The organism is Micromonospora sp. DT44, assembly GCF_049841635.1.
Lineage (GTDB): Bacteria > Actinomycetota > Actinomycetes > Mycobacteriales > Micromonosporaceae > Micromonospora.
In genome coordinates, this window is record NZ_JBNCKS010000011.1 from 108,131 (window position 1) to 134,770 (window position 26,640).

Genomic DNA, 26,640 nt, shown 5'->3' on the forward strand with positions numbered 1-26,640 from the left:
GTTTCCTGTGCCGGATTTCGCCGGCCCACCCCAAGTCCGACCCGAAACTGTACGCACCGCGGCGTCCCGGCCGCACCCCGCGCCGTCGGGCACCCTGCACGGCTCTGTGGGGCGCGTGAGGGATGCTGGTCCCGTGCAGATCACCATCCTCGGTCCCCTCGCCGTCGACGCCCGGCCGGTCCGGGGCGAGCGGTTGGCCGCGGTGCTCCGCGCGCTCGTCGACGCGCGCGGCCGGGCGGTCTCCACCAGCCTGCTCGTGGACGCGGTCTGGGATGGCGCCCCGCCGGACGACGCGACCGGCGCCGTGCAGGCGCTCGTGTCCCGCGTACGTCGTCTCGGGCTGCCCGTGGTGGCCGTGCCGGGGGGTTACCGCCTGCCGGCCGAGGAGGTGACCGTCGACGCGGTCGAGGCACGGGCGCTCGTCGAGGGCGGTCGGGTCGCGCTGCGGGCCGGGGACGCGCGCGCGGCCCGCGACGCGGCCGACCGGGCCCGCGCCCTGTTCCCCGAGGTGCCGGAGATCGCCAGCGCGGACGACGCGCGCCTGTTCGCCGCTGTCGCCGCGCTGCGCGCCGAGGCGGCGCTCGCCGGCGTGGGGCCGTACGACGAGGCCGACCTGCGCCGGCTGGCCGCGCGGACGCCCCCGGACGAGCCGTCCGCCGCCCTGCTCGTGCGGGTGCTCGCCGTGCAGGGGCGGGAGGCGGAGGCGCTGGAGGTGGTCGAGCGTCTCCGCGACGAGCTGGCGGACCGCTACGGGACCGACCCGTCCCCGGTGATCACACAGGTCCACCTGGCCCTCCTGCGCGGCGAACTCAACCAGCCGGCCGTCGTGGCGCCACCCCGTCCGCTGGCACGCGTCGTCCTGCCCGCCGCGTGGCGCCGGCCGATGACCGCCCTGCTGGGCCGCGAGCGGGACGTCGAGGCCCTGGACACGGCGCTCGACGAGTCGGCCCTGGTGACGATCGTGGCGACCGGCGGCGCGGGCAAGACCCGGCTCGCCGCCGAGGTCACCCGGCGCGCGGCGGCGGCCGGGCAGGGGGTACGGGTGGTCGAGCTGGCGGGTCTGCGCTCGCCCGACGAGGTGCTGCCCACCGTGCTCGCGGCGCTCGGCGGCGCGGACACCTCGTCCACCGGCGGCAACCTGGGCCTCGAACGCCGGGTGCTCAGCCCCGAGGAGCGTATGCGTGCCGTGGCGCCGGACCTCGACGGCCTGGTCGTGCTGGACAACTGCGAGCACGTCCTCGACGCGGTCGCCACCGTCGTCGCCGATCTGCTCGCGGTGGTCTCCCCGGAGGTGGCGGTGCTCGCGACCAGTCGCGCCCCGCTGGGCCTGGCCGGCGAGCGGGTCCACCGACTGACCGCCCTTCCGGACTCCGACGCGCTCGGGCTGGTCGAATCCCGGGCACGGGCCGGTGGCGCGGTGCCGACCTGGGACACCGCCCGGGCTCTCGCGCTGTGCAACCGGCTCGACAACCTGCCGTTGGCCCTCGAACTGGCCGCCGCCCGGCTGCGGCACATGCCGATCGACGACGTGCTCGCCGGGCTGACCGACCGGTTCGCCCTGCTCGACGACGCGCTGCGGGGTCTGCCGGAACGCCACGCGAGCCTGTGGGCGATGGTCGACTGGAGCCGCGAACTGCTCGCGCCCGACGACCGTGCGCTGCTGGAGCGGGTCGCGGTCATCCCCGCGCCGTTCACCGCCGACCTCGCCGCCGCGGTCGCGCGGACCCCCGACGTACGGCGAGGTCTGGCGAGGCTCGTCGAACAGTCCCTGCTGACCCTGGTCGAGGCCGACGGGCCACCGCGCTACCGGATGTTGGAGACCGTCCGTGAGTACGGCGAGGCCCGACTCGGCGCGTCCGGCGACCGGGACGCGGCGATGGCCGGCCTGGCGGGGTGGTGTCGGGACGAGGCCGTCGCGCTCAGCGAGCGTTTCGTCGGCCCCGACCAGGTGGAGGCGCTCGACCGTTGCGCCGCCGAGCAGGACAACCTGGTCGCGGGCCTGCGGTGGGCGCTGGGTCAGGACGACGAGCCGGCCGCCGTCGACGTCGCCACCGCGTTGCTGCACCTCTGGACGGTGCGCGGCCTGCACCTGGAAGTCCTCGCCTGGGCACGCGGGATGCTGCACGTCGACGACCCGCACCGGCGTCGACGCTCGGCGATCCTGCGGGGCCGGGCCAGCGGCCGGCCGCTGCCGCACGGGGACCGACTCGCCTGGACGTGCGTGTTGATCAGCGTGAACAGCGGCATCAGCGCCGACCTGCGGCCCGCCGTGCTCGCGCGACGCGCCCTGCGCACGCTGCTCGCGGAGCGACCCGCCGAGGTGTCGCCGCGACTGACCGCGTTCGCGGCGGCGTTGCCCGGCTTCGACGAGTCCGACCCGGAGAAGAGCCTGAAGGCCGCGACCGAGTTGATCGCGCACCCGGACCCGTACGTGCAGGCGCTCGGCCTGATCGCGCGCGCGGCGGTACGGGAGAACAGCGGCCTGCCGGAGGCGTCGATCGAGGACGCCGAGCAGGCGTACCACCGCTTCGAGCTCGCGGGCGACCACTGGGGTATGGCGATGGCCGCTGGCGCCGTCGGGCAGTTCCTGCTCCCCGGCAGGGAGGGGCGGTCGGCCGAGTGGCTGGCGCGCAGCGTCCGGCACATGGAGATGATCGGCGCACAGCAGGACGCGCGGTCGATCCGGGTGCGGCTGGACGTGCAGCTCGCCCTGACCGGCGACGCGGACGCGGAACGGCGACTGGGCGAGACGGCGACGCCGGGCCAGGCCGAGCAGATGGACGTCGCGCAGGCTCTTCTCGGTCTGGCGCACCTCGCCTGGCAGCGTGAACGCTACGACGAGGCGCTGGCCCACGCCGACGAGGCGAACCGCACGCTCGCCGGCTGGACCGGCCCGCCACCGCAGCCGCGGGTGATGCTGCGGGCCTCGGTGGCGGTCCTGTACCTGCGAGTGGCCGAGGCGCGGGGGGCATCGGGCACCGATGCCGCCGCCCAGGCGGCCACGTTGTTGGCGCTCGCCCGCGACGACGCGCTCAACTCGAAGGACCTGCCGGTGATCGGGGCGTGGGCGTCGGGCGGCGCGGACCTCGCCGCGTACCGGGACGACATCGCCACCACCCGCGAGCTGTCCGCGCTCGCGAAGCGGCTCGGGACGCACATGGAGCTGTTCTTCCCGAGCGAACGCAGCGAACGACTCGACGCCGCCCTCGGGAACGAGGAGCAGCGTGAGTCGTTGCTGGCCGTCTGGCGTGCCCGGCCGGTGGCCGCGGCCGTCACCCGGGTCCGTGAGCTGATGGAAGACCTGCTCTAGCTAGACCTTCTTGCGGTAGGCGCGCAACGCCATCGGCATGAACATCGCCACGAAGCCGGCGCACCAGGCGAGGGTCCACCACACGTGCGCGTCGAGCGGGGTGCCGAGGAACAGTCCGCGTACCGAGGCCACCAGGTGGGTCATCGGGTTGACCTTCACGAAGGCCTGCATCCAGCCGGGCAGGGTGTCGGTGTCGACGAACACGTTCGACCCGAAGCTCAGCGGCATGATCAGGGCGAACATCAGGCCCTGCACGGCGCCCGGGGTACGCACCTTCATCGACACCCAGACCGGCAGCCAGCTCAGGCAGAGCGCGAACAGCACCGCGAGCACGCAGCCCGCGATCGCCCGGAACGGGTCGGTGTGGATCCGGAAGCCCATCAGGTAACCGATCGCGAGGGTCGAGACCGTGACGATCACGTACCGGACGACGTCGCCGAGGACCGCGCCGACAAGCGGTGCGGAGCGGGGGACCGGCAGTGACCGGAACCGGTCGAAGATGCCCTTGGCGATGTCGGTGTTGAGGTTCACGCCGATCGCGATCGCCCCGGTCGCGATGGTCTGCGCCAGGATGCCCGGAAGCAGGAACTGCAGGTAGTCATGGGTGGAGCCGGCGACCGCCCCGCCGAAGATGTAGACGAAGATGACCAGGAACAGCGCCGGTTGCAGCGTGACGTCGATCAGCGCCTCGGGCGTACGCCAGGTCTTGATGAGGCTGCGTTTGGCGAGCGCCAGCGAGTGCCGCACCAGCCGGAACGGTCGTGGGTTCACCGCTGCCGTCGAGGGCGTGGAGTTCGGTGTGGGTGGTGCGCCGACCAGGGTGCTCATGCCGCTACCTCCGTACGCGAAGTGGTGTCGTCCTCGGACGCCGTACGCCCGGTGAGGGTGAAGAACACCTCGTCGAGGCTGGGCAGGTGCAGGGAGAGTTCGGTGACGGCGATGCCGGCGGAGGCCAGGCGCGCGACGCTCTCGGTCAGCGCCGTGTCGTCGGCGACCGGCACGGCGAGGACGCCCCTGCGGATCTCGTCGGCCTGCCCGCCCGAGCCGACCTCGGTCAGGATCGCCGCGGTCCGGGGAAGCTGCGCCGGGTCGGACGGACGGACTTCGAGGGTCTGCCCGCCGACGATGCGCTTGAGCCCGTCGGGCGTGTCGTGGGCGATGACCCGGCCGTGGTCGATCACCGTGATCGCGTCGGCCAGCGCGTCGGCCTCTTCCAGGTACTGCGTGGTGAGCAGCACCGTCGAGCCGTTGGTCACCAGCGACCGGACCACGTCCCACATGTCCTCGCGCTTGGCCGGGTCCAGCCCGGTCGTCGGCTCGTCCAGGAAGATCACGTCCGGCGAGCCGACGAGGCTCGCGGCCAGGTCGAGCCGCCGCCGCATACCCCCGGAGTACGTCTTGGCGGTCCGGTTGGCGGCGTCGGTCAGGTCGAACCATTCGAGCAGTTCGGTGGCCCGCCGCCGGGCACCGGGGCGACCGAGGTCCAGCAGCGTGCCGAACAGCTCCAGGTTCTGCCGCCCGGTCAGGTCCTCGTCGACCGAGGCGTACTGGCCGGTGAGGCCGATCCGCTGCCGGACCCGCCCGGCGTCGCGGACGACGTCGAAGCCGCCGATGCGGGCGCTTCCGGCGTCCGGGGTCAGCAGGGTGGAGAGGATGCGGACGGCCGTGGTTTTGCCGGCGCCGTTGGGGCCGAGCACCCCGAGCACCGTCCCCCGGGGTACGGCGAGGTCCACGCCCCGCAGCGCCCTCGTCTTCCCGAAGGTCTTGACGAGGCCCTCGGCCTCGATCACCAGATCGCTTGTCATGCCGGCCAGCGTGCGCGGCGCACCTGACACGGCTCCGACACGCCGCTGACAGCCCCGCCGACGCGGGCTGACACCGTGCCGTCGCGAGGGCGGCCGTGGGCGCGGGCGTCGCGATATGCTGGCGGCGGCAGAGCGCCTGCCCGCGCCCGATGTGGTGGCCCACGCCCGACCACATACCTGGGGCCAAGAGTCGCCGACTCCGCGCGGTCGTGTCGATTCTCGGCGTGCCGGTCACGTCGCCCGCTCCGTGGAGCGCGTGGGGCTGCACCGGAGGCGTCATGTCCGATCACCCGTCCCGCCGTTCCCCCATTGCGGGCCGCGCCCGCAGGCGCGCCATCCGGGAGCAGGCGGCCCGCACCGGCGTCGGCTACTCGGTGGCTGCCCGGCAACTCGACTCGGCCGGTCTGAAGCCCGGCGAAACCCTCGCCAGGTACGGCCGGACGATCTATCCGACCAGCGTCGACGCGTACCGTCAGGCTCTCGTCGACCACCGCGAACGGCGCTCGTTCGGCGAACGGGTGGCCGACACGCGCCGCGCGGCGATCCTGCCGGAGGGCCGCGCCGTGCACCTCGTTGAACGTTTCCCGCCCAGCCGTGGGCCAGCCGGCTCCGGCGTCGGTCGGCTCTACCACGGCGAGGGTCGGCAGGAGTTGCTCGCCGTGCTGTATCTCGTGGTCGCGGCCGAGTCGCCGGGACTGCTGCCCGAGGTGGGGGACGTCGCCTGGATCGCGGAGCTGGGCGAGGACACGGCGGTCGACACGGCCTGCGCCGATGTCGACCGTGAGGCCCGCCGGCTGCTCGAGGAGACGCCGACGCGGCTCTGGTCGGCGATCGAGGAGGCGTTGGCCGTCGTCGGGGCCGGCGTCGACGGGCAGCTCCGCCACGCGGCGGTCCGCCAGGGTGCGCTGCTGCGCATGATGATGACGCCGCGCCTCGGCTCCGCGGACGAGCCGTACGTGCCGGGACTGCCGAGTACCGGCGTGCGACAGATCCTCGACGCGCTGCTCATCGTGGCCGACGACGGGCATGCTCCGGGCACCCGGGTACGACGTGTCGCGGGGGCGGACGACGCGCGGCTGGCCACGATCGTCGGGGCGCGGTGGGGTTCGGCGGGGCCACCGGTGGGCTACCTCGTCTGGCCCGATGGCGCGACGGCGTCCGTGTCCGTCCCGGCCGACGATCTGGTGGTGCTGGCCGGGCAGGAGTCCGTGCCCCGGTGAGCCGACCGGGTCGACGGCCCGTGGGCGTCGACGTCGGCGGGACCGCGACGTCTAGGGATCCATAACCCTGGAGTACGACCCAGAGGGGATGACGCGGAACATATATTCCCATCAATACGATTGCCGCTATCGATCAGGTGCGCCCACAAGGCGTGCCGTCCCGAAGCGGAGGAATGCATGGTTCGCTGGCGTACCCTCACCGGCCTGGTGGCCGCCGCGCTGACCGCGGCCAGCCTCACCCTCGCGGCGCCCGCCGCCGCGGCCGACAACCCCGTCACGCCGAACGTGGTCGGCGGCACCCGCGCCGCCCAGGGCGAGTTCCCGTTCATGGTGCGGCTCTCGATGGGCTGCGGCGGGGCCCTCTACAGCTCCCGGCTGGTGCTCACCGCCGCGCACTGCGTGGGCGCGACCGGCACCAACACCAGCATCACCGCGACCCTCGGCGTGGTGGACCTCCAGTCGTCCAGCCGGATCACTGTCCGCTCCAACTACGTCTACCGCGCCCCCGGCTACAACGGCAACGGTAAGGACTGGGCGCTCATCCGGTTGGCCACCCCCGTCACCGTGCTGAGCACGTTGAAGATCGCCACCACGACCGCGTACGACAGCGGCACCTTCACCGTCGCCGGCTGGGGCGCGGCCCGTGAGGGTGGCGCGCAGCAGCGGTACCTGCTCAAGGCGAGCGTCCCGTTCGTCAGCGACTCCACCTGCAACTCCAACTACGGTGGCGACCTCATCCCCGCCGAGGAGATCTGCGCCGGCTACGCCAGCGGCGGCACCGACACCTGCCAGGGCGACTCGGGTGGCCCGATGTTCCGCCGTGACGCCACCAATGCCTGGATCCAGGTCGGCATCGTCAGCTGGGGCAACGGCTGCGCCCGACCCAACTACCCGGGCGTCTACACCCAGGTGAGCTACTTCGCCTCGTCGATCGCCTCGGCCGCGGCGAGCCTCGGCGGCTGACCGTACGACCCCGCGGGCGGCCCGGACGACGGCGGTCCGGGTCGCCCGCCCGTGCCGGGCGGCGTCCGGCGGGCCCACCTCGGCGGCGGCAGTGGGCCAGCCGACAGATTCGGTGGCCCGCGCGTCCCGGTGCGAAAGGGGCGGCCATGATGGGTCCGTGCAGATCCTGTCCATCCAGTCGTCGGTCGCCTACGGCCACGTCGGCAACTCGGCCGCCGTCTTCCCCCTGCAGCGTCTCGGACACGAGGTGTGGCCGGTGTTGACCGTCCACTTCTCCAACCACACCGGGTACGGCGCGTGGCGCGGCCCGTTGCTGGCGGCCGGCGACGTGGCCGAGGTGATCGCGGGCATCGCCGACCGGGGCGTTCTCGGCAGCGCCGACGCGGTGCTGTCCGGCTATCAGGGTGACCCGGCGATGGGCGCCGTGATCCTCGATGCCGTCGCCCAGGTCAAGGCCGCCAACCCGGCCGCCGTGTACTGCTGCGATCCGGTGATGGGCGACGTCGGCCGGGGGATGTTCGTCCGGCCCGGCATCCCGGAGTACCTGCGCGACACCGTCGTGCCGCGCGCCGACATCATCACGCCGAACCACTTCGAGCTGGACTTCCTCGCCGGCCGTACGACCACCACCCTCGCCCAGGTGCTGGAGGCGGTCGACGTCGTCCGCGCCACCGGGCCGAGGCACGCCCTGGTGACGAGCGTGCTGCACGACGACGTGGCGGCGGGTTCGCTGGAGGTGGTGGCGGTCTCCGGCGAGGGCGCCTGGGCGGTCACCACTCCGCTGCTGCCGATCAACCCGAACGGCGGCGGCGACGTCACCGCGGCGCTGTACCTGGCGCACCTGTCGACCACCGGCTCGCCGGCCACCGCGTTGGAGCGCACCGTCTCGTCCGTCTTCACCGTCCTCGAAGCGACCCTCGCGGCGGGCACCCGGGAGATCCAGCTGATCGCGGCGCAGGACGCCATCGCCGAGCCACCGGCCCGGTTCACGGCCCGCCGGCTGCGCTGACCACAGCCCGGGCCGGGCCGGGCGTCAGCTCAGCGCAACGCGTCGTCGCGCAGTACCGCGTGCGCGCCGACGGTCTGGTTGACGATCTGGGTCACCCGTACGTCGACGACGACGCTGGCCAGCGCCACCGCGTCCGGCCGGCTGAGACCGTGCAGCCGTTGCAGGAGGGTCATCATCGCCTCCAAAGCACGGAACGTCGCCTCGTCGAGGGACGCTCCCACCCCCAGCGTCAGCCAGGCGTCGGCGGTACGGGCCACCGGGCCGGTGACCGGGAAGTCGTCGCGGACGTCGAAGGTCAGCGTCACCTCGTCCATCGGGCACTCGATCGCCGTGCCGCCCACCTCGCCGTCGCCCTGGGCGGCGTGCCCGTCCCCGACCGAGAACAACGCTCCGTCGACCGTGATCGGCAACAGCAGCGTGGTCCCGGCGGTCAGGTCCTTGCAGTCCAGGTTGCCGCCGCACTCGCGCGGCGGAGTGGTGGAGTGCCGTCCCGGTTCGGCCGGCGGCATGCCGAGCACCCCCATGAAGGGACGCAACGCCACCGTGTGGCCGTGCTGGTTGCGGCCGGTCATCGTCGCCGGGTCCAGCTCCCAGGCGTGCACCACCTGTGTCGACTCGACGTCGTAGCGCTCGTTGAACGGGCTCGGCCACCCGCCCGCCACCGTCGTACCCCAGGTGCCCGGCACGATCGCGTCGATGCGTACCGCGAGGGTCTGACCGGCGCGAGCGCCGCGGACCGCGACCGGCCCGACGAGCGCGTGCCCGTCCTCGGGCTGGCGCTGTGGGACCCGGGGGCGATCCCGGTTCGCGCCGCCGGGGTAGGGGCCGGCCGACCACCAGCAGTCCAGGGTGCGGTACGTGACGGTGTCGACGGAGTCGATGGTGAGCACCGGCGCGAGGTCGGGGGAGAAGTGCCCGTGCAGGGTCTTGTCGTCCGGTGCGAGGGTGTGTCGCATCTGCGCAGGCTACGTGTCGATCCGGTGTGGCGCGACCGCCGGTGGGCGTGGGTGCGCGGCCGAACGGGTCGGCCGCGCACCCAGCGCGGATCGGGTCAGTCGACGGTCGGCGGTGCCGTGCGGGCCGCCTCGGCCAGAGCGGCGGCGGCACCGGCGTACGGGTTGTAGCTGTAGCTGCGTGCCAACCCGGCCGGGACGGTGAAGTACTCGACGGACAGCTTCGCCGGGTCGCTCGCCAGCTCACCACGGGCGGGTACGTCGTTGCCGTCGTCCCAGCCCCAGGGAGCGTTCGCCGAGTTCGCCGAGCAGCTCCAGGTGCCGGTGCCGCAGTCGCCGGAGGTGTCGCCGGCGAAGGTGCCCAGGCTGGCGAAGAGGTTCGCGTTGGTCCGCTGCGCCCACAGGCCGCCGGTGGCGAAGATGTCGACGAGCTGGTAACGAACGTTACGGTCGTCGCCGTTTTCCGGCGTCTCGGCGACAGTGGACGGGTAGTAGACCAGGCCGTCGCCGTTGATGGCGTACTGCGGGTACGCCTTCAGTCCGTGGCCCTGCGCCTCCTGCGCGGTGACCGGGTGGGTGAACGAGTCGTGCGGCGAGGACTGGAACTGCAGGGTGCCGTCGACGCTCTCCCGGCCGCTGGTCCAGGTGCTGCCGGCCGGGGTGTACGAGTAGAAGTCGCTGTGCGCGACGGTGACCGCCCCGCGCAGGACGCCGTACGCGGAGCCGTCCCGCTCGATCGCGAAGAGGACGCCCTCGCCGTCGTTCTCGTGCTCGGTCTCGAAGAACGGGTGGTCGGTCCAGTCCCGTGGGTGGAAGAACAGGTACGTGATGTACCAGTGCGTGCTCGTCTCCACGACGGAGTAGTACACGTGCGCGGCGAGCGACGTGCCGGACGCCCCGGCCCGGTCCCAGTTGTTGCGCCCGTTCAGGTCGCCGTCGAAGTCCACGGCGGTGATGTAGTCACTCCGGCCGCCCAGGGCGTGCGTGCCGGTGGCGTCGACGTCCTGGTAGTGGATGGGCGCCCAGCGCAGGGCCAGCTCGGCTCGGCTGACCGCGGCGGTGGCGGGTGATGGCGTCGTGAGTGGGGTGAGCGTCAACGCCACCACGGTGGCCGCCGCCGTCAGTGTTGCCGCGAACCGCCGGCTCGTGCTGCTTCTGTCGCGCATGGTGTGCTCCCGCGTCGAAGTGACCTACCACCATGGATGATCGTCGATCTGAGGGCCCGGCGCGTGTCCTCGCGGCGACGGGGAAGCGGCGGGTGTCCGACGGGCTCGCGACAGCCCGCTTGTATCGACACTCATCGAATGCCATGCTGTGGTTCGGCCGCGCTCGGGAGCCGGCGTGGTCGATCTCTGCTCCGGAGTCGGGGACGCGCGAGGTGGCCGCACCACCCGCGCTCGGGCAGTCCCCGTCAGCGGCCGCATGCCGATCGCCGCCGGGCGGCCGCCGCGCAGGTCCGGACCGTTACGGTCGGCCGCCCATCCGTGGCCGCGACGGCGACGGCTTCTCGGAGGTACGGATGCGTCGCATCTTCCTGGCTCTCACGACCATCGCCCTGACCACCGCCACGACCGGCTGGGCCGCGATGACCGGCGTCGCCCAGGCGGCGCCGACGCCCTCGCCCACGCCATCGGTCACGGCCGCGCCGACACCCACCCCGGTCTGTCCGCCGGTGACGCCCATCGGCGGTCGGGTGTCCGCGGCCACCACCACCAGCCTGACCATCGCCTACTTCATCGCGGTCAGCCCGCCGTGCGGCTACCGGCCGCCGATCACCGTCGGACTCTTCGCCAGCCGCGACGACGCCTACGCGTGGCGGAACCCGGTGGCCGAGTTGGTCTCCGCCGAGCGCGACGGCACCGTCACCTTCGACCGGCTGACCCCCGACACCGAGTACTGGTTCGGGTTCCGCGACTCCGACGGCCGGTGGGAGCCCTACTACGGTGGGAGCGGTCGGACCGCCGCGCCGACGTCCTGCCGGGCGACCGCCACCATCGACTCGCGCTGGGGCACCGGATTCGTCGCCACGGTGACGGTCCGCAACGTCGGCACGCAACCGATGGACCAGTGGCGCGTCTCGTGGCGCTGGGCCGGCGACGAGCGGATCCAGGCGGTGTGGGGCGGTGTCGTCGACCCGGCCGGCCCCGATGTGGTGGTGCGCAACGCACCGTACAACGGAACGCTGGCGCCGGACGGGTCGACGACGTTCGGCCTGCTCGCGACGGCCAGCGCGCCGCCGGCCGGGCTGACGCTGACCTGCGCTCGCTGACCCCAGGTGACGTACCCGGGGGGTCGGCGTCGCGTCAGGGCTTGCGGGCCACCGCGCCGTAGGCGTCGATCCCCCGGGCGTCGGCCTCGTCGGGTCGCCACAGCGGGATCGGCACGAGACCGGGCTCCACCAGCGTCAACCCGGCGAAGCAACCGGCGAGATCCTCCGGGCTGCGCAGGATGTACGGGACACCGCCGTTCTCGGCCAGCCGCTGCGCCCCGGAGACCACCTGCGGGCTGGTGTTGGTGCCGTCCCAGAGCACCAGGTGGCTGCCGGAGGCGGTCGCGTCCATCGTCCGCCCGACGATCGAGCGCACCACCTCCAGGTCCGGCTCGTACCCCAGCACGCCCATGAACATGACGGCGATCGGCTGGTCGAAGTCGAGCGTCCGCGTCGCCTCGGCCAGGATGGCCTCCGGGTCGTGGTAGTCGGCCGGCACGTACGTCGTGACACCCTGCGCGGTCGTGCTGGCCAGCAGCGCGCGGGCGTGCACGAGAACCATCGGGTCGTTGTCGACGTAGACGATCCGCGCGTCGGGCGCGATGCCCTGGGCGACCGCGTGAGTGTTCTGCATGGTCGGCAGGCCGGTGCCGATGTCCAGGAACTGCCGGATGCCGGCCTCGGCGGCCAGGTACCGGACCGCCCGGACCAGGAAGCGGCGGGAATGCTGCGCCATCAGGACGATCTCCGGGTAGACCTCCGCGACCGCGTCACCGGCCGCCCGGTCCGACTGGAAGTTGTCCTTGCCGCCCATCCAGTAGTTCCAGATCCGCGCCGCGTGCGGCACGTCGGGCTGAAGCGTCGCGGTGAGTTCGGCATCCGGGCCGGCCATGCCAGGCTCCTATCGAGGGGTCCGTCGGGGTGAAACGAATTGTCCACTATCGACGCCGCCGACCTGGACCGGGTCGCCCGCAGCCGGGACGGGCGACCCGTCGACGTGTCACGGCGCTTCGACGACCTCCCGGCCCAGCGGCCAGAAGGCGGCCGGAACGAGCTTGAAGTTGGCGATGCCGAAGGGGATCCCGATGATCGTCACGCAGAGCGCGATGCCGGCGAGGATGTGGGACAGGGCCAGCCACCAACCAGCCAGCACCACCCAGAGCACGTTCGCCACCCCGGAGCCGACGCCCGCGCCCGGCTTGGGCACCAGCGTGCGGCCGAAGGGCCACAGCGAGTAGACGGCGAGGCGCAGCGCGGCGACGCCGAACGGGATGGTGACGACCAGCAGGAAGCAGATCAGCGCGGCGAAGCCGTAGCCGATCGCCAGCACGAGGCCGCCGCCGAAGATGAGCCACAGGACGTTCAGGACGAAGCGAATCACCCCTTCAGCATGAGCGATGCTCGCCACCGGGTCCGGACCGCCGTCGGGACCGACCCGGCGGCCGGGGCTCAGTCCGACAGGCCGCCGCAGGCGATCCCGTCGATCGTGCACGCCGTCGGCGTCGCGCCGACCGCCGCGCCGTTGACCCGGAAGGTCACCCGCGTCGAGGCGCTGCCCGGCACCTGCCCCACGCTGCCGTCCGGCACGAACGTCCACACCGTGCCGTCCTGGGTGGCCCGCGCGCCCTCGACCGCGCTGATCCGCAGCGACTCCCGGGGCAGCGTGATGGTCAGCGTCCACCGCGTCGCCGGCACCGGCCCCGGATTGCTGATCGTCACGGTCGCGCCGTAGCTGAGCAGCGCCTTGTCCTCGATGACGAAGTCGGCGGCGAGGGCGGCCGGGGTCGGCGAGGCCGACGAGGGGGTCACGGCCGGCGCGCTGGACGGCGGCTCGACGGGTGGCCGCGCCGCGCTGGCCGAGGGCGACCCCACGGTGGTCGGGCTGGTGGCGGCCGGCTGTGCCTGCCCCCGGGGCGTTTCCGGGCCCGGCGTGCCCAACTGGTCCACCGACGGGGGCGCGTCCAGGGTCACCGGCGCGAGCTGCTCCGGGGTACGCACCACGCCGACGATCGAGACCACCGTCGCCACCACCACCCCGAGCGCCGCGAATACGGCGACCCAGGTGGCCCGCGACACGTCGGCCCGGCCGGTGACCACCCGCCGTAGAGCTGTGGCAGCGGCCACGATCCGGTCCAGCAGGATGATCGCCACAGTACGCCGTGGCTGCGGCGGTGTTGCCGGCACTGCCTTTCTCCCCTTCACTTCGTCGCCGGACGCCCGCCCACGACCGCTGGGTCGCGGTGGCACCCGAGCGGTCACAGGGCGCGCAGCCCGACGAGTATCGACTCGAGCAGCTCCTGCGACGGCAGCTCCGACAGCGACGGCGGTTCGTGCGTCTCGACCAACCCCGCCCCCAGCAGGTCACCGAGGAGGACCCGAACGGTGCCGAGGGGCAGATCCAGCTCGGCGCTGACCTCAGCCACCGACACTGGATGGTGACACAGCTCGACGATCCGCGCCTGTTCGGGGAAGAGCGACGTGGGCGACGTCGCCGACCGCCGCGCGACCACCAGTGAGATCAGGTCGAACCGGCCGCGCTCCGGCGTCGTACGCCCACCGGTTATCGTGTACGGACGGGCGACCGGGCCGGCGTCGTCGTCGTACCACGCCTCGTCAGCCGAGCCGGCGCTGGGCACCAGAATCTCCGCTCCTCGCCGCGGCGGCGGTCTCCAGGCGGATCGGCAGGTGCCGTTCGGCCTGCCCGACGAAGAGCGCGACCTCGTACGCCATGTCGCCCACCTCTACCTCGTCGCCGGAGATCCGCACGGTCAGGATCGTCCCGTTCGAGATGGTGGCCACGAAGAGGAACGCCCGCGACATCTGCACCACGATCTGGCGCAGCTCGCCCGCGTCGCACGTCCGGGTGGCGGCCAGTCCCAGCGCCAACAGGCCGGCGACGATCCCGGAGATCTCTTCGGCCAGCTTCGCCTGCACCTGCCGGGAACCGCCGAGCGGGAGCCCGTCCGGGGAGAGCACCACGGCGAATTCCGCACCGCGTACCCGGTCCACCAGGCGGTCCAGCGCGCCGGTCAGGCTGTCCTCGGTGACCACTGCGTGCGTCATCGATGTCTCCTCGTTGTTCTCGTGATCGGCAGCTCGACGGTCTCGGGGCCGGCGTTGCCGGGGCCGGGCACGGGCGGCCCGGATTGACGGATCCGCATCGGCAGCCCGTCGGCACTGCCCGGCGGGGCGGCGTCGGGCACCTCGGCCGCGCCGGGCATCGGCCGGTACATGGGCCCCGGCGACGTCGCGTCCGGGCCGCCGGTCACGGTGACCAGCTCGGCCGGCAGGTGCACGATGGCGGCCGTCCCGCCGCGTCGGCTGGGCCGCAGGATGACCCGGGCACCGCACCGGGCGGCCAGCAGGGCGGCCGCGTACAGCCCTCCGGCGTCGCTCGGCGGGTCGTTCGGCGGGCTGGCGAGCAGGCGGTTCGCCTCGTCGAGCGCGGTGGCGTCGAGGCCGGGACCGTCGTCGACCACCACGATCGCGCAGCCGTGGGGCCGGTGCTCGCCGGTGACCCGGACCGTGGTGTCGGTGGTCGAGAAGGTCAGGGCGTTCTCGATCAGCTCGGCCAGCAGGTGCACGACGTCGGTGACGGCGGGGCCGGCGAGCGACCACGGCCAGTGCGGCGCCACCAGCACCCGGTGGTACTCGGGCACCTCGGCGACCGCGCCGCGCGTCACGTCGAGCAGGGGGACCGGGCGTCGCCAGCGGCGCGCGGGCCGCGCCCCGGCGAGGGTGATCACCTTTTCCACGTTGCGGCGGATGCGGGTGGTGAGATGGTCGAGCTGGAACAGCTCGTCGGCCTCCGAGGCGTCGTGTTCCCGCCGCTGCATCGCGTCGAGCAGGTCGAGCTGGTCGCGCAGCAGAGCCTGGTTGCGCCGGGTGATCCCCAGGAACAGATCGGTCGCGTGACGTTCCCGCGCCGGCCCGCCGCCCTGACCGCCGCCGTTCTCGGCAACCGGCGGCACGGGAGGCAGACGGTCGACGGGCGCGGTCGGCGGTTCCGACCGAGGCTGGTCGGCGCCCGACGGGGCTTCGTGTTCGGGCCTGCGGCGTACGGTCCTGGCCCAGCCCAGCAGCACCGCGAGTACGGCGATCAGCCCGAGACCCACCACCAGGCCGGTCCGCCCCACGATCACCGCGGCGCCGGGTGTGGCCCGTTCGACGCTCGCGCGGGCGGTCGACGTCACCAGCTCGTGCAGCGCGCCGAGGGCGGGGTCCGCCGCCGCGCGCCACTCCTGCGCGCTGACCCCGCGCAGCGCGTCGGCCCGGTCCGTGCGCAGCAGCGTGTCCTCCACGGCGAGCAGGCCCGCGAACTCGGGGCCCGCCACGAGCCGCTGGTACGCGCCCTGGCCGCCGGCCGGCAGACCGCCCGTCGCCTCGGCCCGGGCGTACCGCTGGACGGCCACCAGCTCGACCAGCCGGCGACGCTCCTCGGCGCTCAGTCGACCACTCAGGACGGCCGCCGTGACCAGAGTGTCCTCCCTGGCCAGCAGCTCACGGGCACGGGCCAGCGCGATCACCGCGCGGGTGTCGACCGCCAGCCTGCTCTCGTACGCGCCCCACTCCGGTCCGTACACGTCGAAGGCGGCGTCGACGAGCTGGTCGTACCCGTCGACCGCGCCCGCCTGGTCGAGCTGCCCGTCGTCCACCCGGGACCGGATCGCCCCCAGCCCGTTCAGCCTCCGGATCAGGGTCTCGGCCCGGTCGCGGACCGCCCCCGCGCTGAGCAGGCGAAGGTCGTGACCGTTCCCGAACGCCCGGACCTGTGCCGCCGCCACGTCGGTCGCCGCCCGCGCCCCGGCCAGCGTGGCCCGCGCGGGAGCGGCGTCGGCCAGCGTCTCGGCGGTCGCCCGGCGCTCGGTCTGCAGGCTCAGGACCAGCCGGTCGATGGGCTGGCCCAGGGTGTCGGCCAGGGCCCGCACCCGCAGCAGGTCCAGGGCGTCCTGGCCGGTCAGGCAGGCCGCGTACGACCACAACGTGAGCAGCACCGCCGCCGTCGCGACGAGCCGGACCCCCGGTCGTCGGGCGCGCGTCACGTGGCGCTCCGTCCGGTGCGCCGGCTCATCGGGCCGACCGCTGCGGCCACGGCTGCCCGGCGGCGTCGCTGGCCCGGTCGGCGACCATCGTCCGCAGCAACGCCAGCAGCTCCGCCCGGTTGGCGCAGTGCAGCCGGTTGCGCATGCGCGCCACGTGGTGCTCCACGGTCTTGGCCGAGATGAAGAGCCGGTCACCGATCTCCCGGTAGGTCAGCCCGGCCAGCACCAGCTCGGCCACCTCGTACTCGCGGTCGCTCAGCCCCTGCTGGGTGGGGCCGGCGGCGGCGACCGGCGTGGCGGTCGCGCCGTCGCTCGGGCGCTGCCCACCGGGCGCACCGGCCGGCCGACCCTGGAGCACCCGGGCGCACTCGAGCAGGGTGGTCATCGCCCGCCGGTCCGCGGTGCGGATCGCGGCCTGACCGGCGAGGCGCGCGCCGTCCCAGCACAGTCCGGTGTCGTGCAGGCCCCGGGCGGCGGCCTCGACCCGTACCGGGTCGACCACACCCCGTAGTACCTCGACCCAGCTCTCGGCGGCCGCGGCGACCACACCGGCGTAGCGGCTGTGCTCGGCGGCGGCGAGCAGGGCCGCGACGTGGTCGTCGGCGGCCGTCGGCTCGCCGGTCAGGATGGCGGCGTGCAGGCCGCTCCAGTGCAGCGGGACACTCCACAGGGTCGGTGTGCCGAGTCGGTCGAGAAGGGCGGCGCCCTCCCGCAGGTAGGGCGCCAACCGGGCCACGTCACCGAGCCGCGCGCCCGCGATGGCCAGTTCGCCCAGCGGCAGCAGCGTGAACAGGTCGACCCCGTGGCGGACCACCGCCTCCAGCGCCTGGCCCCACCCCCGCTTGAGCGCGCCGAGGTCGCTGGTGCGCCGGGCGATGCCCATCCGCAGCGCGGCGGCGAAGAGCAGGTCGCGGGACTCCAACGGGCGTTCGTCGGCGGTGACCGTGGCGAGGCGCTCGGCGGCCGCGAGCGTCTGACCTCGGACCATGAGGATCCAGGCCTGAAACAGCCGGTGCCGGCGGGCCATCAGCGGGCCGCCGACACCGCCGGCCTGCGCGCGGTGCAGGACCCGCTCGGCGATGTCCAGTTCGCCACAGTGCACGGCGGTCAGCGCGGCCAGCGCGGCTGGACTGTCCGGCAGGAGGGCCGCCCGACCGTCCGGCTCCAGCAGGGCGGCGGACTGCACGAGCGCGGAGAGCGCCGCGCTCGGCGTGCCGGTGACGCCCTCGCGTACTCCGTCGGCCATCAGCCGGGCGGCGCTCGCGTGCAGGGTGGGCGGTGCGCCGGCGGGCTCGTCCACGCGCGGCCCGTCGGCGGTCAGGTCGCCGATGGCGAACCCGCCCACGCAGGCGAACGCCACCGACGAGGCGGTGCCCGACCACCGGTACAACTCGACGCTACGGCTGGCATGGCCCCGGTGCGCCAGCGCGGTCGCGGCCACCGCGGCCGCCTCGGCGCGGACCTCCGGGTCGGCGGTGGTCAGCAGCCGGTCCGCCAGGCGCAGCGCGTCGTCGAGGTCACCGGCGAGCGCGGCCGCGAGAGCCTGCCGGGCGCCGGTCGGGTGCCCGGCCGCGGTGGCGGCGGCGAACAGCTCGGCGGCGAAGGCCGGCTCGTCGGCAAGCGCCTCCTGCGCCGCCGCGGCGAGTGTCGGAGCCGGACAGTCACCGAGGACGCCCACCGCGAGCAGCGAGCGGACCAGCGGTAGCACCGGACCGCCCCGGGCGAGTTGCAACTCGGTGAGGCGTCGCCAGAGGGCGCTGCGCTCGGTGGCCGGGCTGAGCGTGGTGACGGCCCGGCGGACCAGCGGGGTGAGCCGGCCGTCCGCGCCGATCAGCCCGGCCGCCCGGGTCGTGGCGATCAGCTCGTCGACCGCCTCCGGCTCCTGATTCAGGAGCGGGCCGAGCATGGCCACCGGTAGCGGTATGCCGGCCGCGACCGCGAGCAACAGTCGTCGTACGGGGGCGGGCTGGATCTCCAGCTCCGGCGCGAACTCGAGGACGACGGTTCGGGGCGGCTCGGCCGGGACGGTGGTCAGGCTCGGTGCCGCGCGCAGGCCACGGGTGAGCCGCTCGACGTCGCGGGGGACGCCCCCGGTCTGCGTGTGTACGAAGTCGACGAGCTCGGCGCGCTGGGTCAACTCGGGGACGGCAGCGACGAAGGCCTCGGTCTGCTCCCGGGTGAACGGCCCGAGCAGCACGGCCTGCCCGTCGCGGCGCAGCGTGTCGACCAGCTCGGTGAGGGCTGCCGACCGCGGCCAGGGGCGGTGGGCGACAACCAGCCGGTGCCGGCGGGTGGCGACCAGGCGCAGCAGCACGCCGATTCGCTCGTCGTCGAGCAGGTGCGCGTCGTCGACCAGGATCAGGTCGTCCGGGTCGACGGGCTCGCCCGGCCCGGGAACACCCGTGCGTACGGTGACGCCGGCCCGTTGCTGGATGCGCGTCAGCTCGGCGAGCAGGGCGGTCTTGCCGTGCCCGGCAGGGCCGGCCAGGCCGACGGTGAGCGGCGCGACCGGATCGTCGGCGACCCTGTCCAGCAGGGCCCTGGGCGCCCGGCCCAGCACCAGTCGGGAGTCGACGAGGTCGTTCATGATCATTGTGGTCATCCTTCGCGTCCCCGGCTGAGCGTCAGTGCCAGGCGGGACACCTTCGGCAGGTCGAGGGGCAGGATCCGGACCGGCGGTCGGGGTGGCGGTTCGCCCGGATCGGTGGCGTGGTCCCGGGGTCGCCGCAGGGCCGGGATGCTCGCTCGGCCACCACCCGGGACCGGCGCCGGATCGCGGACCGGGGCCGGAGGTCCAGGGCGCGGCCGGGGTGACACCACCTGGCAGGCGGCGCTCGCCGCTCCGGTGGCGGCGGTGAGCTGCGCGTCCGGCTCGACCTCGACCGGCACATTGAGCGCCGTGCTGATCAGCTCGGTGACCAGCGGGATGCGGGTCGAGCCGCCGGCCAACAGGACGCCGTCGAGCTGTGTCGGCGTCAGGCCGGCGCCCCGCACCGTGCGCAGCAGGAGGTCCACGGTGGCCTGCACGGCGACCGGCATGCGGGTGGATCTCGGCTGGCGTGCCGGGGAGGTACGCGACATCGTCGTGCGGTGGCCGACGCGGGCGCTGCGGCAGGTGACGCTCGTCGACACCCCGGCGCTCAGCGCGGTCGACGAGCAGGGGCACGCGCCGGTGCTGGACCGGGTGCTGGCCGACGCGGACGCGGTGTTGTTCCTGACCCGGGATGGCCGCGACAGCGATCTGCGGGTGCTGGAGTCCGGTCGGGACAGTGCCGTCGGGCAGGCCGCCCCGGTCAACGTGATCATGGTGTTGTCCCGGGCGGACGAGGTGGGCGGTGGCCGGATCGACGGGCTGCTCACCGCCCGACAGTTGGCCCGTCGGCACCACCGTGATCCCCGGGTGGGCGCGTTGGCCGTCAACGTGGTGGCGTGCAGTGGAGCCGTCGGCCTCGCGGGTCGGCTGCTCGGCGAGTCCGACTTCGCCGCGCTGGCGACGCTGGCCGGGGTGCCCCGCGCCGGGTTGGAGCCCCACCTGCTCTCCGCCGACCGCTTCGTCCGTGGCGAACTTCCGGTGCGCCTCGACCCCGAGGTGCGCGCGGGCCTGCTGGACCGGTTCGGCCTCTTCGGTATCCGGCTGGCCACGACGCTGGTACGCGGTGGGTTCGACACCCGGGTGGCGATGTCGGCCGAGCTGATCCGGCGCAGTGGGCTCACCGAGCTGCGTGAGTCGATGACCCGCTGTTTCGTCGATCGGCGCGACGCGCTCAAGGCGCGCTCGGCGCTGGCCGCCGTGGAGTCCCTGGTGCGGGCCGAGCCGGTCCGGGGCAGCGACGAGTTGGTCGGCGCGATCGAGCAGATCTTGGCGGGCGCGCACGAGTTCCGTGAGTTGCGCCTGCTGGTGGCGTTGCGCAACGCCCGTCTCGGTTTCGACGCCGAGTTGGCCGCCGAGGCGCAGCGGCTGGTCGGCGGCGAGGGCGTCTCCCTGGCCGCCCGGCTCGGTGTCGAGCACAAAGCGACCACCCAACGGCTCTGGGAGACCGCCGCCGACGCCCAGTGGCGGTGGCGGGACCGGGCGGAGGATCCGCTGCTCCCACTGACCCAGCGGCGTGGTGCCGAGGTGGTCGTGCGCAGTTGCGAGGGGATGCTGGCCGAGCTGGCGGCGGGCGGTCGCTGAGCGGCCACGAGTCCACCCGGGACGCTACGGGCGCGTTTCACGGCGATCAACCCATTGACAGGGCCGTGGTTGCCCGGAAGCATCTGCCCAACATCCACCGGATCTGCCCTCGCTTGTCAGGCACGCCCGATGACAACGATGTCAGAGCCGGCCCACCCTCCACTGCCACCCAGACGCTCGACGTACTCGACCGGATCGAGTCGAAAGGTCCCGCCCCCATGCCGTATCTCCCCCGTACGCGCGCCGTCTCCCTGCGGATAGCCGTGGCGACAACCGCCGTCCTGCTTCCCCTGGGGATGGTCGTCGCCGCGCCGCTGGCCAGCGCCGCGCCGAGCGCCCCGCCACCGGGCGCCTTCCGTTCCTCGTTCGAGTCGGCCGACCCGCAGCCCGCCACGAGCACCGTCGAGGTCGACCGCTCGGGTCGCCCCGTGCAGGGCAACCTCAGCGGATCGAGCGACGCGAACCTGCCCGGCAGTCTGCTCGGCCAGGTCGAGGCCGTCACCGCGAGCGCCCAGAACCCGCCGAACGAGATCGCGGCGAACCTCGCCGACGGGAACCCGTCGACCAAGTGGCTGGCGTTCGAATCGACCGCGTGGGTGACGTACCAGCTGGCGAAGCCAGCGGTCGTCAAGCGGTACGCGCTGACCTCGGCGGACGACGAGCCGGGCCGCGATCCCCGCGACTTCACCCTCCAGGGGTCCACCGACGGCAGCGCCTGGGTCGACCTGGACCGCCAGACGAAGCAGAGTTTCGCCAAGCGGTTCGCCACCAACAGGTACGGCGTCACCAACACGACGGCCTACGGCTGGTACCGGCTGGTGGTCTCCGCGAACTCCGGCGACACCCTCACCCAGCTCGCGAGCTGGGACATCAGCGACGGCTCGGACGTCCGACCGCCGGCCACGCCCATGGTCACCGAGATCGGCCCCGGCCCGGCCGGTGGGTACACGACGAAGCCGGGCGTCGGCTTCACCGGGCTGGCCGCGTTGCGCTACTACGGTGGCGCCCAGACCGACGGCCGCTCGTACGCGACGAACAAGCTGTTCGACGTCGACATCCCGGTCGGACCGAACACCCACCTGTCGTACCGGATCTTCCCCGAGTTCACCGGCCAGGACGCCCGCTACCCGTCCACCTACGCCTCGGTCGACCTGCACTTCACCGACGGCAGCTACCTCAGTGCGCGCTCGGCCGTCGACCAGCACGGCAACCCGCTGACCCCGGCCGGCCAGGGCGCCTCGAAGGTGCTCTTCGCCGACCAGTGGAACGCGGTCAGCGCCGACGTCGGCGCCGTCGCGCGCGGCAAGACGATCGACCGCGTCCTGCTCGCCTACGACGACCCGCAGGCCACCGAGGAGACCCTCTTTAAGGGGTGGCTCGACGACGTCGAACTGACTCCGAGCCCGGCGACGATCGACGGGTCTCGGCTGACGAACTACGTCGACACCCGCCGCGGCACCAACTCCACGGGCGGGTTCTCGCGCGGCAACAACCTGCCGATCACCGCCGTACCCAACGGGTTCAACTTCTTCACCCCGGTGACCGACGCGACCTCGGACTCCTGGGAGTACGACTACCACCGCGCCAACAACGCCGCCAACCTGCCCACGTTGCAGGGCCTCGCGATCTCCCACGAGCCCAGCCCCTGGATGGGCGACCGCAACCAGATGTCGGTGATGCCGGTGGCCGGCGACGGCCCCCTCACCGGAGCGCCCGCCAGCCGGGCGCTGGCCTTCCGCCACGACGACGAGACGGCACGGCCCGACCTCTACCGGGTCGTGCTACAGAACGGCCTGGTCGCCGAGATGACGCCGACCGACCACGCCGGCATCATGCGGTTCGCCTTCGGACCGGGACCGTCCACCGGAAGTCTCGTGTTCTCCAAGGGCACCTTCACCCTCGGCGCCGACAGCACGTTCACCGGTTGGGTCGACAACGGAAGCGGCCTCTCGGCCGGACGTAGCCGGATGTTCGTGTCCGGTGAGTTCGACCGCGCGCCGGCAGCCGTCACGGCGACGTCCGCGACCTTCGACGTCTCCGCGAACCGTCAGGTCACGATGCGGATCGCGACCTCGTTCCTCTCCGTCGAGCAGGCCCGTCGCAACCTCGACCTGGAGGTGACCGGCCGGAGCTTCGACGCGATCCGGGACGCCGCCACCGCCGCCTGGAAGGACCGCCTCGGCCGGGTCGAGCTGCGGGGCGCGACCGAGACGCAGCTCGTCACCATGTACTCGAACCTGTACCGGCTGAACCTCTACCCGAACTCGCAGTCGGAGAACACCGGCACCGCCGCCGCTCCCCGCTGGCAGTACGCCAGCCCGGTGTCCGCGCCGACCGGCACGTCGACCGCCACCCGGACCGGCGCGAAGATCGTCGACGGGCAGATCTACGTCAACAACGGGTTCTGGGACACCTACCGCACGGTGTGGCCCGCGTACTCGCTGCTCTACCCGGACGTCGCCGCGAAGATCTCGGACGGGTTCATCCAGCACTACCGCGACGGCGGCTGGATCGCCCGCTGGTCGTCGCCCGGCTACGCCGACCTGATGACCGGCACCAGCGCGAACGTGGCCCTGGCGCAGGCGTACCTCACCGGGGTCAAGCTGCCCGACCCGCTCGCGGCGTACGACGCGGCCGTCAAGGACGCGACCGTCGCGTCCGGACGCGGCGCGGTCGGCCGCAAGGGCATCGAGACATCGCTGTTCCTCGGCTACACGCCGACCAGCACCGGCGAGTCGGTGTCGTGGGCGCTCGAGGGCTACATCAACGACTACGGCATCGGCAACATGGCCGCCGCGTTGGCGAAGGACCCGGCCACGCCGAAGTCGCGGCGCGACCAGCTCAAGGAGGAGTCCCGGTACTTCCTGGAGCGGGCCCGCAACTACGTGCACCTCTTCGATTCCAAAACGAAGCTCTTCCAGGGCCGCGACGCGGCCGGTACCTTCCTCGCCGGTGACCCGCTGGACTGGGGCGGCGTCTACACCGAGACCAACGGCTGGAACTTCGCGTTCACCGCACAGCAGGACCCGCAGGGCCTGATCAACCTGTACGGCGGGCAGAAGGCGCTGCGCGACAAGCTCGACACCTTCTTCGTCACTCCGGAGAACGCCGACCGCCCGGGCGGCTACGGCGGCGTCATCCACGAGATGATCGAGGCCCGCGCGGTGCGGATGGGGCAGCTCGGCATGAGCAACCAGCCGTCGCACCACATCCCGTACCTGTACGACGTCGCCGGCGCTCCGGCGAAGACGCAGGCGGCCGTGCGCGAGATCCTGCGGCGTCTCTACGTGGGCAGCGAGATCGGCCAGGGCTACCTGGGCGACGAGGACAACGGCGAGATGTCGGCCTGGTACGTCCTCAGCTCGCTGGGCATCTACCCGTTGCAGGCCGGGTCGACCCACTGGGCGATCGGCTCGCCGCAGTTCACCCGGATGACCGTCCACCGCCCGACCGGCGACATCGTGGTCAACGCCGCGAACAACAGCAACCGCAACGTGTACGTGCAGAGCGTGAAGGTCAACGGCAAGAAGCAGCGCGACGTCTCCGTCGAGGTGTCCGCGCTCGCCAAGGGCGGAACGATCGACTTCCAGATGGGACCGAACCCGTCGTCCTGGGGCACCGGTCGCGACGCCACGCCCCCGTCGCTGACCAAGGGCGACGCCATACCGCAGCCTTTGCGGGACGTCACCGGGCCGGGCCTCGGTACCGCAACCGTCAGCGGCGGTCCGGACGCGTCGACGCTGTTCGACGACTCGTCCACCACCCAGCTCACGACGTCGTCGGGCACGCCGCAGATCGGCTGGGCGACCCGTGGCGGCCGGCAGAAGCCGACCTACTACACCATCACCTCCGGCGCGACCGCGGGCGACCCGGCGGACTGGCGGTTGCAGGGCTCCACCGACGGCCTCACCTGGAGCACGCTGGACGCGCGGGCGGGCGAGGTGTTCCGCTGGCGCAACCAGACCCGGCCGTTCCGGATCGACAGGCCCGGGCGGTACTCCCAGTTCCGCCTCGTCGTGACGAAGACCGTCGGCGCGGCACAGCCGACCCTCGCCGAGATCGAGCTGCTCGCCGGGGGCGACCTCGACCTGAGCGGCGGTGACATCACGGTGACCGCCGCCGATGGCGTGCACGCCCGCTCCGGCGCGCCCGCCACGATGGCTCTGGCCACCGTCACCGGCGGCGTCGCCGACGACTACCGGGCCACCATCGACTGGGGTGACGGCTCACCGGCCACCGAGGGCACCCTGACGCTGAGTTCCCGCGAGGTCTACCGCGTCAGCGGCGAGCACACCTACGCCACGCCGGGCTACCACCAGGCGAGCGTCACGGTGACCGACGGCGTCGGTCAGGGCTCGGTGACGGTCGGCGTCGACGTCGCGTACGCGGCGAACTCCGGCCTCACCGCGGCATTCGACACCGTGTGTGTCGGCGACGAGGGCACCCTCGCGGCGGACTGCGACGCGAAGTCGTGGGCGTACTCGCGGGCGGCACTCTCGGCGGCCGGCGTGACCCAGGGGCAGCGGCACCAGGTGCCGGGCACCCCGCTGGGCTTCACCCTGCCGCAGGTCCCGGCCGGGCAGCCGGACAACGCCACCGGCAACGGCGCGACGATTTCCCTGCGCCTGCCCGCCGACGCCCGGAGCATCTCGTTCATCGGCGCCGGTACGCAGGGCAACCAGGCAACCACCGGTACGGCGACCTTCGGCGACGGCAGCACCGCGAGCATTCCGATCCAGTTCAGTGACTGGACACTGGGCGGCAACGCCAACGGCACACCGTCGTACGGCAACGTCGTGGTCGCGAAGTCCGCGTACCGGCTCAGTGGCACGAGCCGCGACGGCGCCCAGCCGTTCCTGTTCGCCACCACGCCGTACCAGATCCCGGCGGGTAGGACGCTGGTCTCGGTGACCCTGCCGACGCAGACCGGCGACCCGCGCTCGGCGGGCCGGATCCACGTGTTCGCCGTCGCCGACGACGGCACGCCGGCTGCCGCGCTGGTGACCGCCGCCCCTGGCGACCAGAGCGTCGACGCCGGGCAGGTCCTCACGGCGAACCTCGGATCGGTGACCGGCGGTCTTCCCGACACGACCGGCTACCACGCCCGCGTCCAGTGGGGCGACGGCACGGTTCCGGACGGCGCCACGGTCGGTGCGGACGGCGCGCTGAGCGGCCGGCACACCTACGCCCGTGAGGGCACCTACACGGTGCGCGTCACCGCGTGGGACACGGTGTCCAGCAGCACCTCGAGCTTCACCGTCACCGTCCGGCGGGCCGGGGCGGCCACCACCCTCGCGGTGTCCGGCACGCAGTCCGTCGCCGCCGGCGACGCGGTCACGGTCGTCGGCAGCGGGTTCGCCGCCGGCGAGCGGGTGACGGTGGGCCTCGCGGCCGGCACGACCCGCGAGGTGACGGTCTCGGCGTCCGCGACGGGCACGGTCCGCGCGACCGTCGCGACCTCCGGGGACACGCCACCGGGGCGGTACGCCGTCCGCGCCACCGGCGCGTCCTCCGGTACGCCGGCGACGGCAACCGTGCAGGTGACCGTGGGCTCGACGGACCCGGCCTACCAGCCGCGCCTGTCGTTGCCCACGCCGTCCGCGCCGCGTGGCACGTCGATCACGGTCGACGGCTCCGGCTTCGCACCGAACGAGGAGATCTCGGTCAGCCTCGGCGACGGCCGTCGGGTCGGCACGGTGCGCGCGAACGGTGACGGCATCGTCGCCGGCGGTACCGTCGGCGTCCCGGATTCGACGGAGCCCGGAGTCACCAGCGTGACGCTGTCCGGGTCCCGCTCGAAGGCGACGGTGTCCCGACCGTTCACGGTCACCGGCACGAAGTAGGCCGGAAGCACATCAGTCGGGGGGGGCGGGCCGGGACGCCCGCCCCGCCCCCCGTACAGCAGGGCCCCCCGGCACCCCGACCCCCGGGCGGGGGCCAGCCCGAGCCCCCACC

The 26,640-nt window shown here is 73.4% G+C and carries 19 protein-coding genes; 7 read left to right on the plus strand and 12 right to left on the minus strand.

Annotated elements, in window-relative coordinates; genetic code table 11:
* Positions 1–133: 133 nt before the first annotated feature.
* On the plus strand, positions 134–3,310 hold the full coding sequence (locus tag ACLQ25_RS08970; protein WP_425730433.1) for an AfsR/SARP family transcriptional regulator: 3,177 nt from the start codon (positions 134–136) through the stop codon (positions 3,308–3,310).
* Here the strand turns inward: ACLQ25_RS08970 and ACLQ25_RS08975 are convergent, their stop codons facing one another.
* Complete coding sequence (locus ACLQ25_RS08975; protein ID WP_425730434.1) at positions 3,311–4,138, minus strand: ABC transporter permease; 828 nt, start codon at positions 4,136–4,138, stop codon at positions 3,311–3,313.
* Positions 4,135–5,115, minus strand: a complete 981-nt coding sequence (locus ACLQ25_RS08980; protein WP_425730435.1) for an ATP-binding cassette domain-containing protein — start codon at positions 5,113–5,115, stop codon at positions 4,135–4,137. The genes ACLQ25_RS08975 and ACLQ25_RS08980 overlap by 4 nt, the downstream gene beginning before the upstream one ends.
* Before the next feature lie 278 nt (positions 5,116–5,393).
* Between ACLQ25_RS08980 and ACLQ25_RS08985 the strand changes: the two genes are divergently transcribed.
* The 3 genes from ACLQ25_RS08985 (at position 5,394) to pdxY (ending at position 8,307) form a co-directional block, all read left to right on the plus strand.
* Entirely contained in the window at positions 5,394–6,335 is a 942-nt protein-coding gene (locus ACLQ25_RS08985; protein ID WP_425730436.1) for a hypothetical protein, read from the plus strand.
* Positions 6,336–6,512: 177 nt separating this feature from the next.
* Positions 6,513–7,298 carry a S1 family peptidase gene (locus tag ACLQ25_RS08990; protein WP_425730437.1) on the plus strand — a complete coding sequence of 262 codons (786 nt, stop codon included), beginning with the start codon at positions 6,513–6,515 and terminating at the stop codon, positions 7,296–7,298.
* 157 nt (positions 7,299–7,455) lie between these two features.
* Positions 7,456–8,307: a pyridoxal kinase PdxY gene (pdxY, locus tag ACLQ25_RS08995; RefSeq protein WP_425730438.1), complete on the plus strand. Its 852-nt coding sequence runs from the start codon at positions 7,456–7,458 to the stop codon at positions 8,305–8,307.
* Positions 8,308–8,336: 29 nt separating this feature from the next.
* Here the strand turns inward: pdxY and ACLQ25_RS09000 are convergent, their stop codons facing one another.
* Both ACLQ25_RS09000 and ACLQ25_RS09005 read right to left on the minus strand, forming a co-directional pair.
* A complete protein-coding gene (locus ACLQ25_RS09000; protein WP_425730439.1) occupies positions 8,337–9,263 on the minus strand; it encodes an acetamidase/formamidase family protein in 927 nt (308 codons plus the stop codon).
* Positions 9,264–9,358: 95 nt separating this feature from the next.
* Positions 9,359–10,426 carry a hypothetical protein gene (locus ACLQ25_RS09005; protein ID WP_425730440.1) on the minus strand — a complete coding sequence of 356 codons (1,068 nt, stop codon included), beginning with the start codon at positions 10,424–10,426 and terminating at the stop codon, positions 9,359–9,361.
* 353 nt (positions 10,427–10,779) lie between these two features.
* On the opposite strand from ACLQ25_RS09005, the gene ACLQ25_RS09010 reads away from it, so the two are divergent.
* Positions 10,780–11,529, plus strand: a complete 750-nt coding sequence (locus ACLQ25_RS09010) for a cellulose binding domain-containing protein (RefSeq protein ID WP_425730441.1) — start codon at positions 10,780–10,782, stop codon at positions 11,527–11,529.
* A gap of 34 nt (positions 11,530–11,563) precedes the next feature.
* On the opposite strand, the gene ACLQ25_RS09015 is transcribed toward ACLQ25_RS09010, so the two are convergent.
* From ACLQ25_RS09015 to ACLQ25_RS09050, 8 genes are all read right to left on the minus strand, one after another.
* The gene (locus ACLQ25_RS09015) at positions 11,564–12,361 is read right to left on the minus strand and encodes an SAM-dependent methyltransferase (protein ID WP_425730442.1); all 798 of its coding nucleotides are present in this window, start codon (positions 12,359–12,361) and stop codon (positions 11,564–11,566) included.
* 108 nt (positions 12,362–12,469) lie between these two features.
* On the minus strand, positions 12,470–12,850 hold the full coding sequence (locus ACLQ25_RS09020; protein WP_425730443.1) for a YccF domain-containing protein: 381 nt from the start codon (positions 12,848–12,850) through the stop codon (positions 12,470–12,472).
* A gap of 68 nt (positions 12,851–12,918) precedes the next feature.
* Positions 12,919–13,653 carry a cellulose binding domain-containing protein gene (locus ACLQ25_RS09025; RefSeq protein ID WP_425730444.1) on the minus strand — a complete coding sequence of 245 codons (735 nt, stop codon included), beginning with the start codon at positions 13,651–13,653 and terminating at the stop codon, positions 12,919–12,921.
* Positions 13,654–13,724: 71 nt separating this feature from the next.
* Positions 13,725–14,105, minus strand: coding sequence for a DUF742 domain-containing protein (locus tag ACLQ25_RS09030; RefSeq protein WP_425730445.1), 381 nt, complete (start codon positions 14,103–14,105; stop codon positions 13,725–13,727).
* Positions 14,083–14,532: a roadblock/LC7 domain-containing protein gene (locus ACLQ25_RS09035; RefSeq protein WP_425730446.1), complete on the minus strand. Its 450-nt coding sequence runs from the start codon at positions 14,530–14,532 to the stop codon at positions 14,083–14,085. The genes ACLQ25_RS09030 and ACLQ25_RS09035 overlap by 23 nt, the downstream gene beginning before the upstream one ends.
* Entirely contained in the window at positions 14,529–16,511 is a 1,983-nt protein-coding gene (locus ACLQ25_RS09040) for a nitrate- and nitrite sensing domain-containing protein (RefSeq protein ID WP_425730447.1), read from the minus strand. Before ACLQ25_RS09040 ends, ACLQ25_RS09035 begins: the two co-directional genes overlap by 4 nt.
* A gap of 25 nt (positions 16,512–16,536) precedes the next feature.
* Positions 16,537–19,104 carry a LuxR C-terminal-related transcriptional regulator gene (locus ACLQ25_RS09045; protein ID WP_425730448.1) on the minus strand — a complete coding sequence of 856 codons (2,568 nt, stop codon included), beginning with the start codon at positions 19,102–19,104 and terminating at the stop codon, positions 16,537–16,539.
* 5 nt (positions 19,105–19,109) lie between these two features.
* A complete protein-coding gene (locus ACLQ25_RS09050) occupies positions 19,110–19,550 on the minus strand; it encodes an Hsp70 family protein (protein ID WP_425730449.1) in 441 nt (146 codons plus the stop codon).
* Here ACLQ25_RS09050 and ACLQ25_RS09055 point away from each other — a divergent pair.
* Both ACLQ25_RS09055 and ACLQ25_RS09060 read left to right on the plus strand, forming a co-directional pair.
* Complete coding sequence (locus tag ACLQ25_RS09055) at positions 19,528–20,685, plus strand: hypothetical protein (RefSeq protein ID WP_425730450.1); 1,158 nt, start codon at positions 19,528–19,530, stop codon at positions 20,683–20,685. The two genes, ACLQ25_RS09050 and ACLQ25_RS09055, sit on opposite strands and share 23 nt — an antisense overlap.
* Positions 20,686–20,903: 218 nt before the next feature.
* Complete coding sequence (locus ACLQ25_RS09060) at positions 20,904–26,528, plus strand: GH92 family glycosyl hydrolase (protein ID WP_425730451.1); 5,625 nt, start codon at positions 20,904–20,906, stop codon at positions 26,526–26,528.
* The last annotated feature ends 112 nt before the right edge of the window (positions 26,529–26,640 follow it).

Coding starts and splice junctions, on each gene's coding strand:
- ACLQ25_RS09035 (WP_425730446.1), bottom strand. CDS start 14,532: ATGACGCACGCAGTGGTCACCGAGGACAGCCTGACCGGCGCGCTGGAC.
- ACLQ25_RS09005 (WP_425730440.1), bottom strand. CDS start 10,426: ATGCGCGACAGAAGCAGCACGAGCCGGCGGTTCGCGGCAACACTGACG.
- ACLQ25_RS09050 (WP_425730449.1), bottom strand. CDS start 19,550: ATGCCGGTCGCCGTGCAGGCCACCGTGGACCTCCTGCTGCGCACGGTG.
- ACLQ25_RS08975 (WP_425730434.1), bottom strand. CDS start 4,138: ATGAGCACCCTGGTCGGCGCACCACCCACACCGAACTCCACGCCCTCG.
- ACLQ25_RS08980 (WP_425730435.1), bottom strand. CDS start 5,115: ATGACAAGCGATCTGGTGATCGAGGCCGAGGGCCTCGTCAAGACCTTC.
- ACLQ25_RS09015 (WP_425730442.1), bottom strand. CDS start 12,361: ATGGCCGGCCCGGATGCCGAACTCACCGCGACGCTTCAGCCCGACGTG.
- ACLQ25_RS09060 (WP_425730451.1), top strand. CDS start 20,904: ATGCCGTATCTCCCCCGTACGCGCGCCGTCTCCCTGCGGATAGCCGTG.
- ACLQ25_RS09045 (WP_425730448.1), bottom strand. CDS start 19,104: ATGATCATGAACGACCTCGTCGACTCCCGACTGGTGCTGGGCCGGGCG.
- ACLQ25_RS08990 (WP_425730437.1), top strand. CDS start 6,513: ATGGTTCGCTGGCGTACCCTCACCGGCCTGGTGGCCGCCGCGCTGACC.
- ACLQ25_RS08985 (WP_425730436.1), top strand. CDS start 5,394: ATGTCCGATCACCCGTCCCGCCGTTCCCCCATTGCGGGCCGCGCCCGC.
- ACLQ25_RS09010 (WP_425730441.1), top strand. CDS start 10,780: ATGCGTCGCATCTTCCTGGCTCTCACGACCATCGCCCTGACCACCGCC.
- ACLQ25_RS09000 (WP_425730439.1), bottom strand. CDS start 9,263: ATGCGACACACCCTCGCACCGGACGACAAGACCCTGCACGGGCACTTC.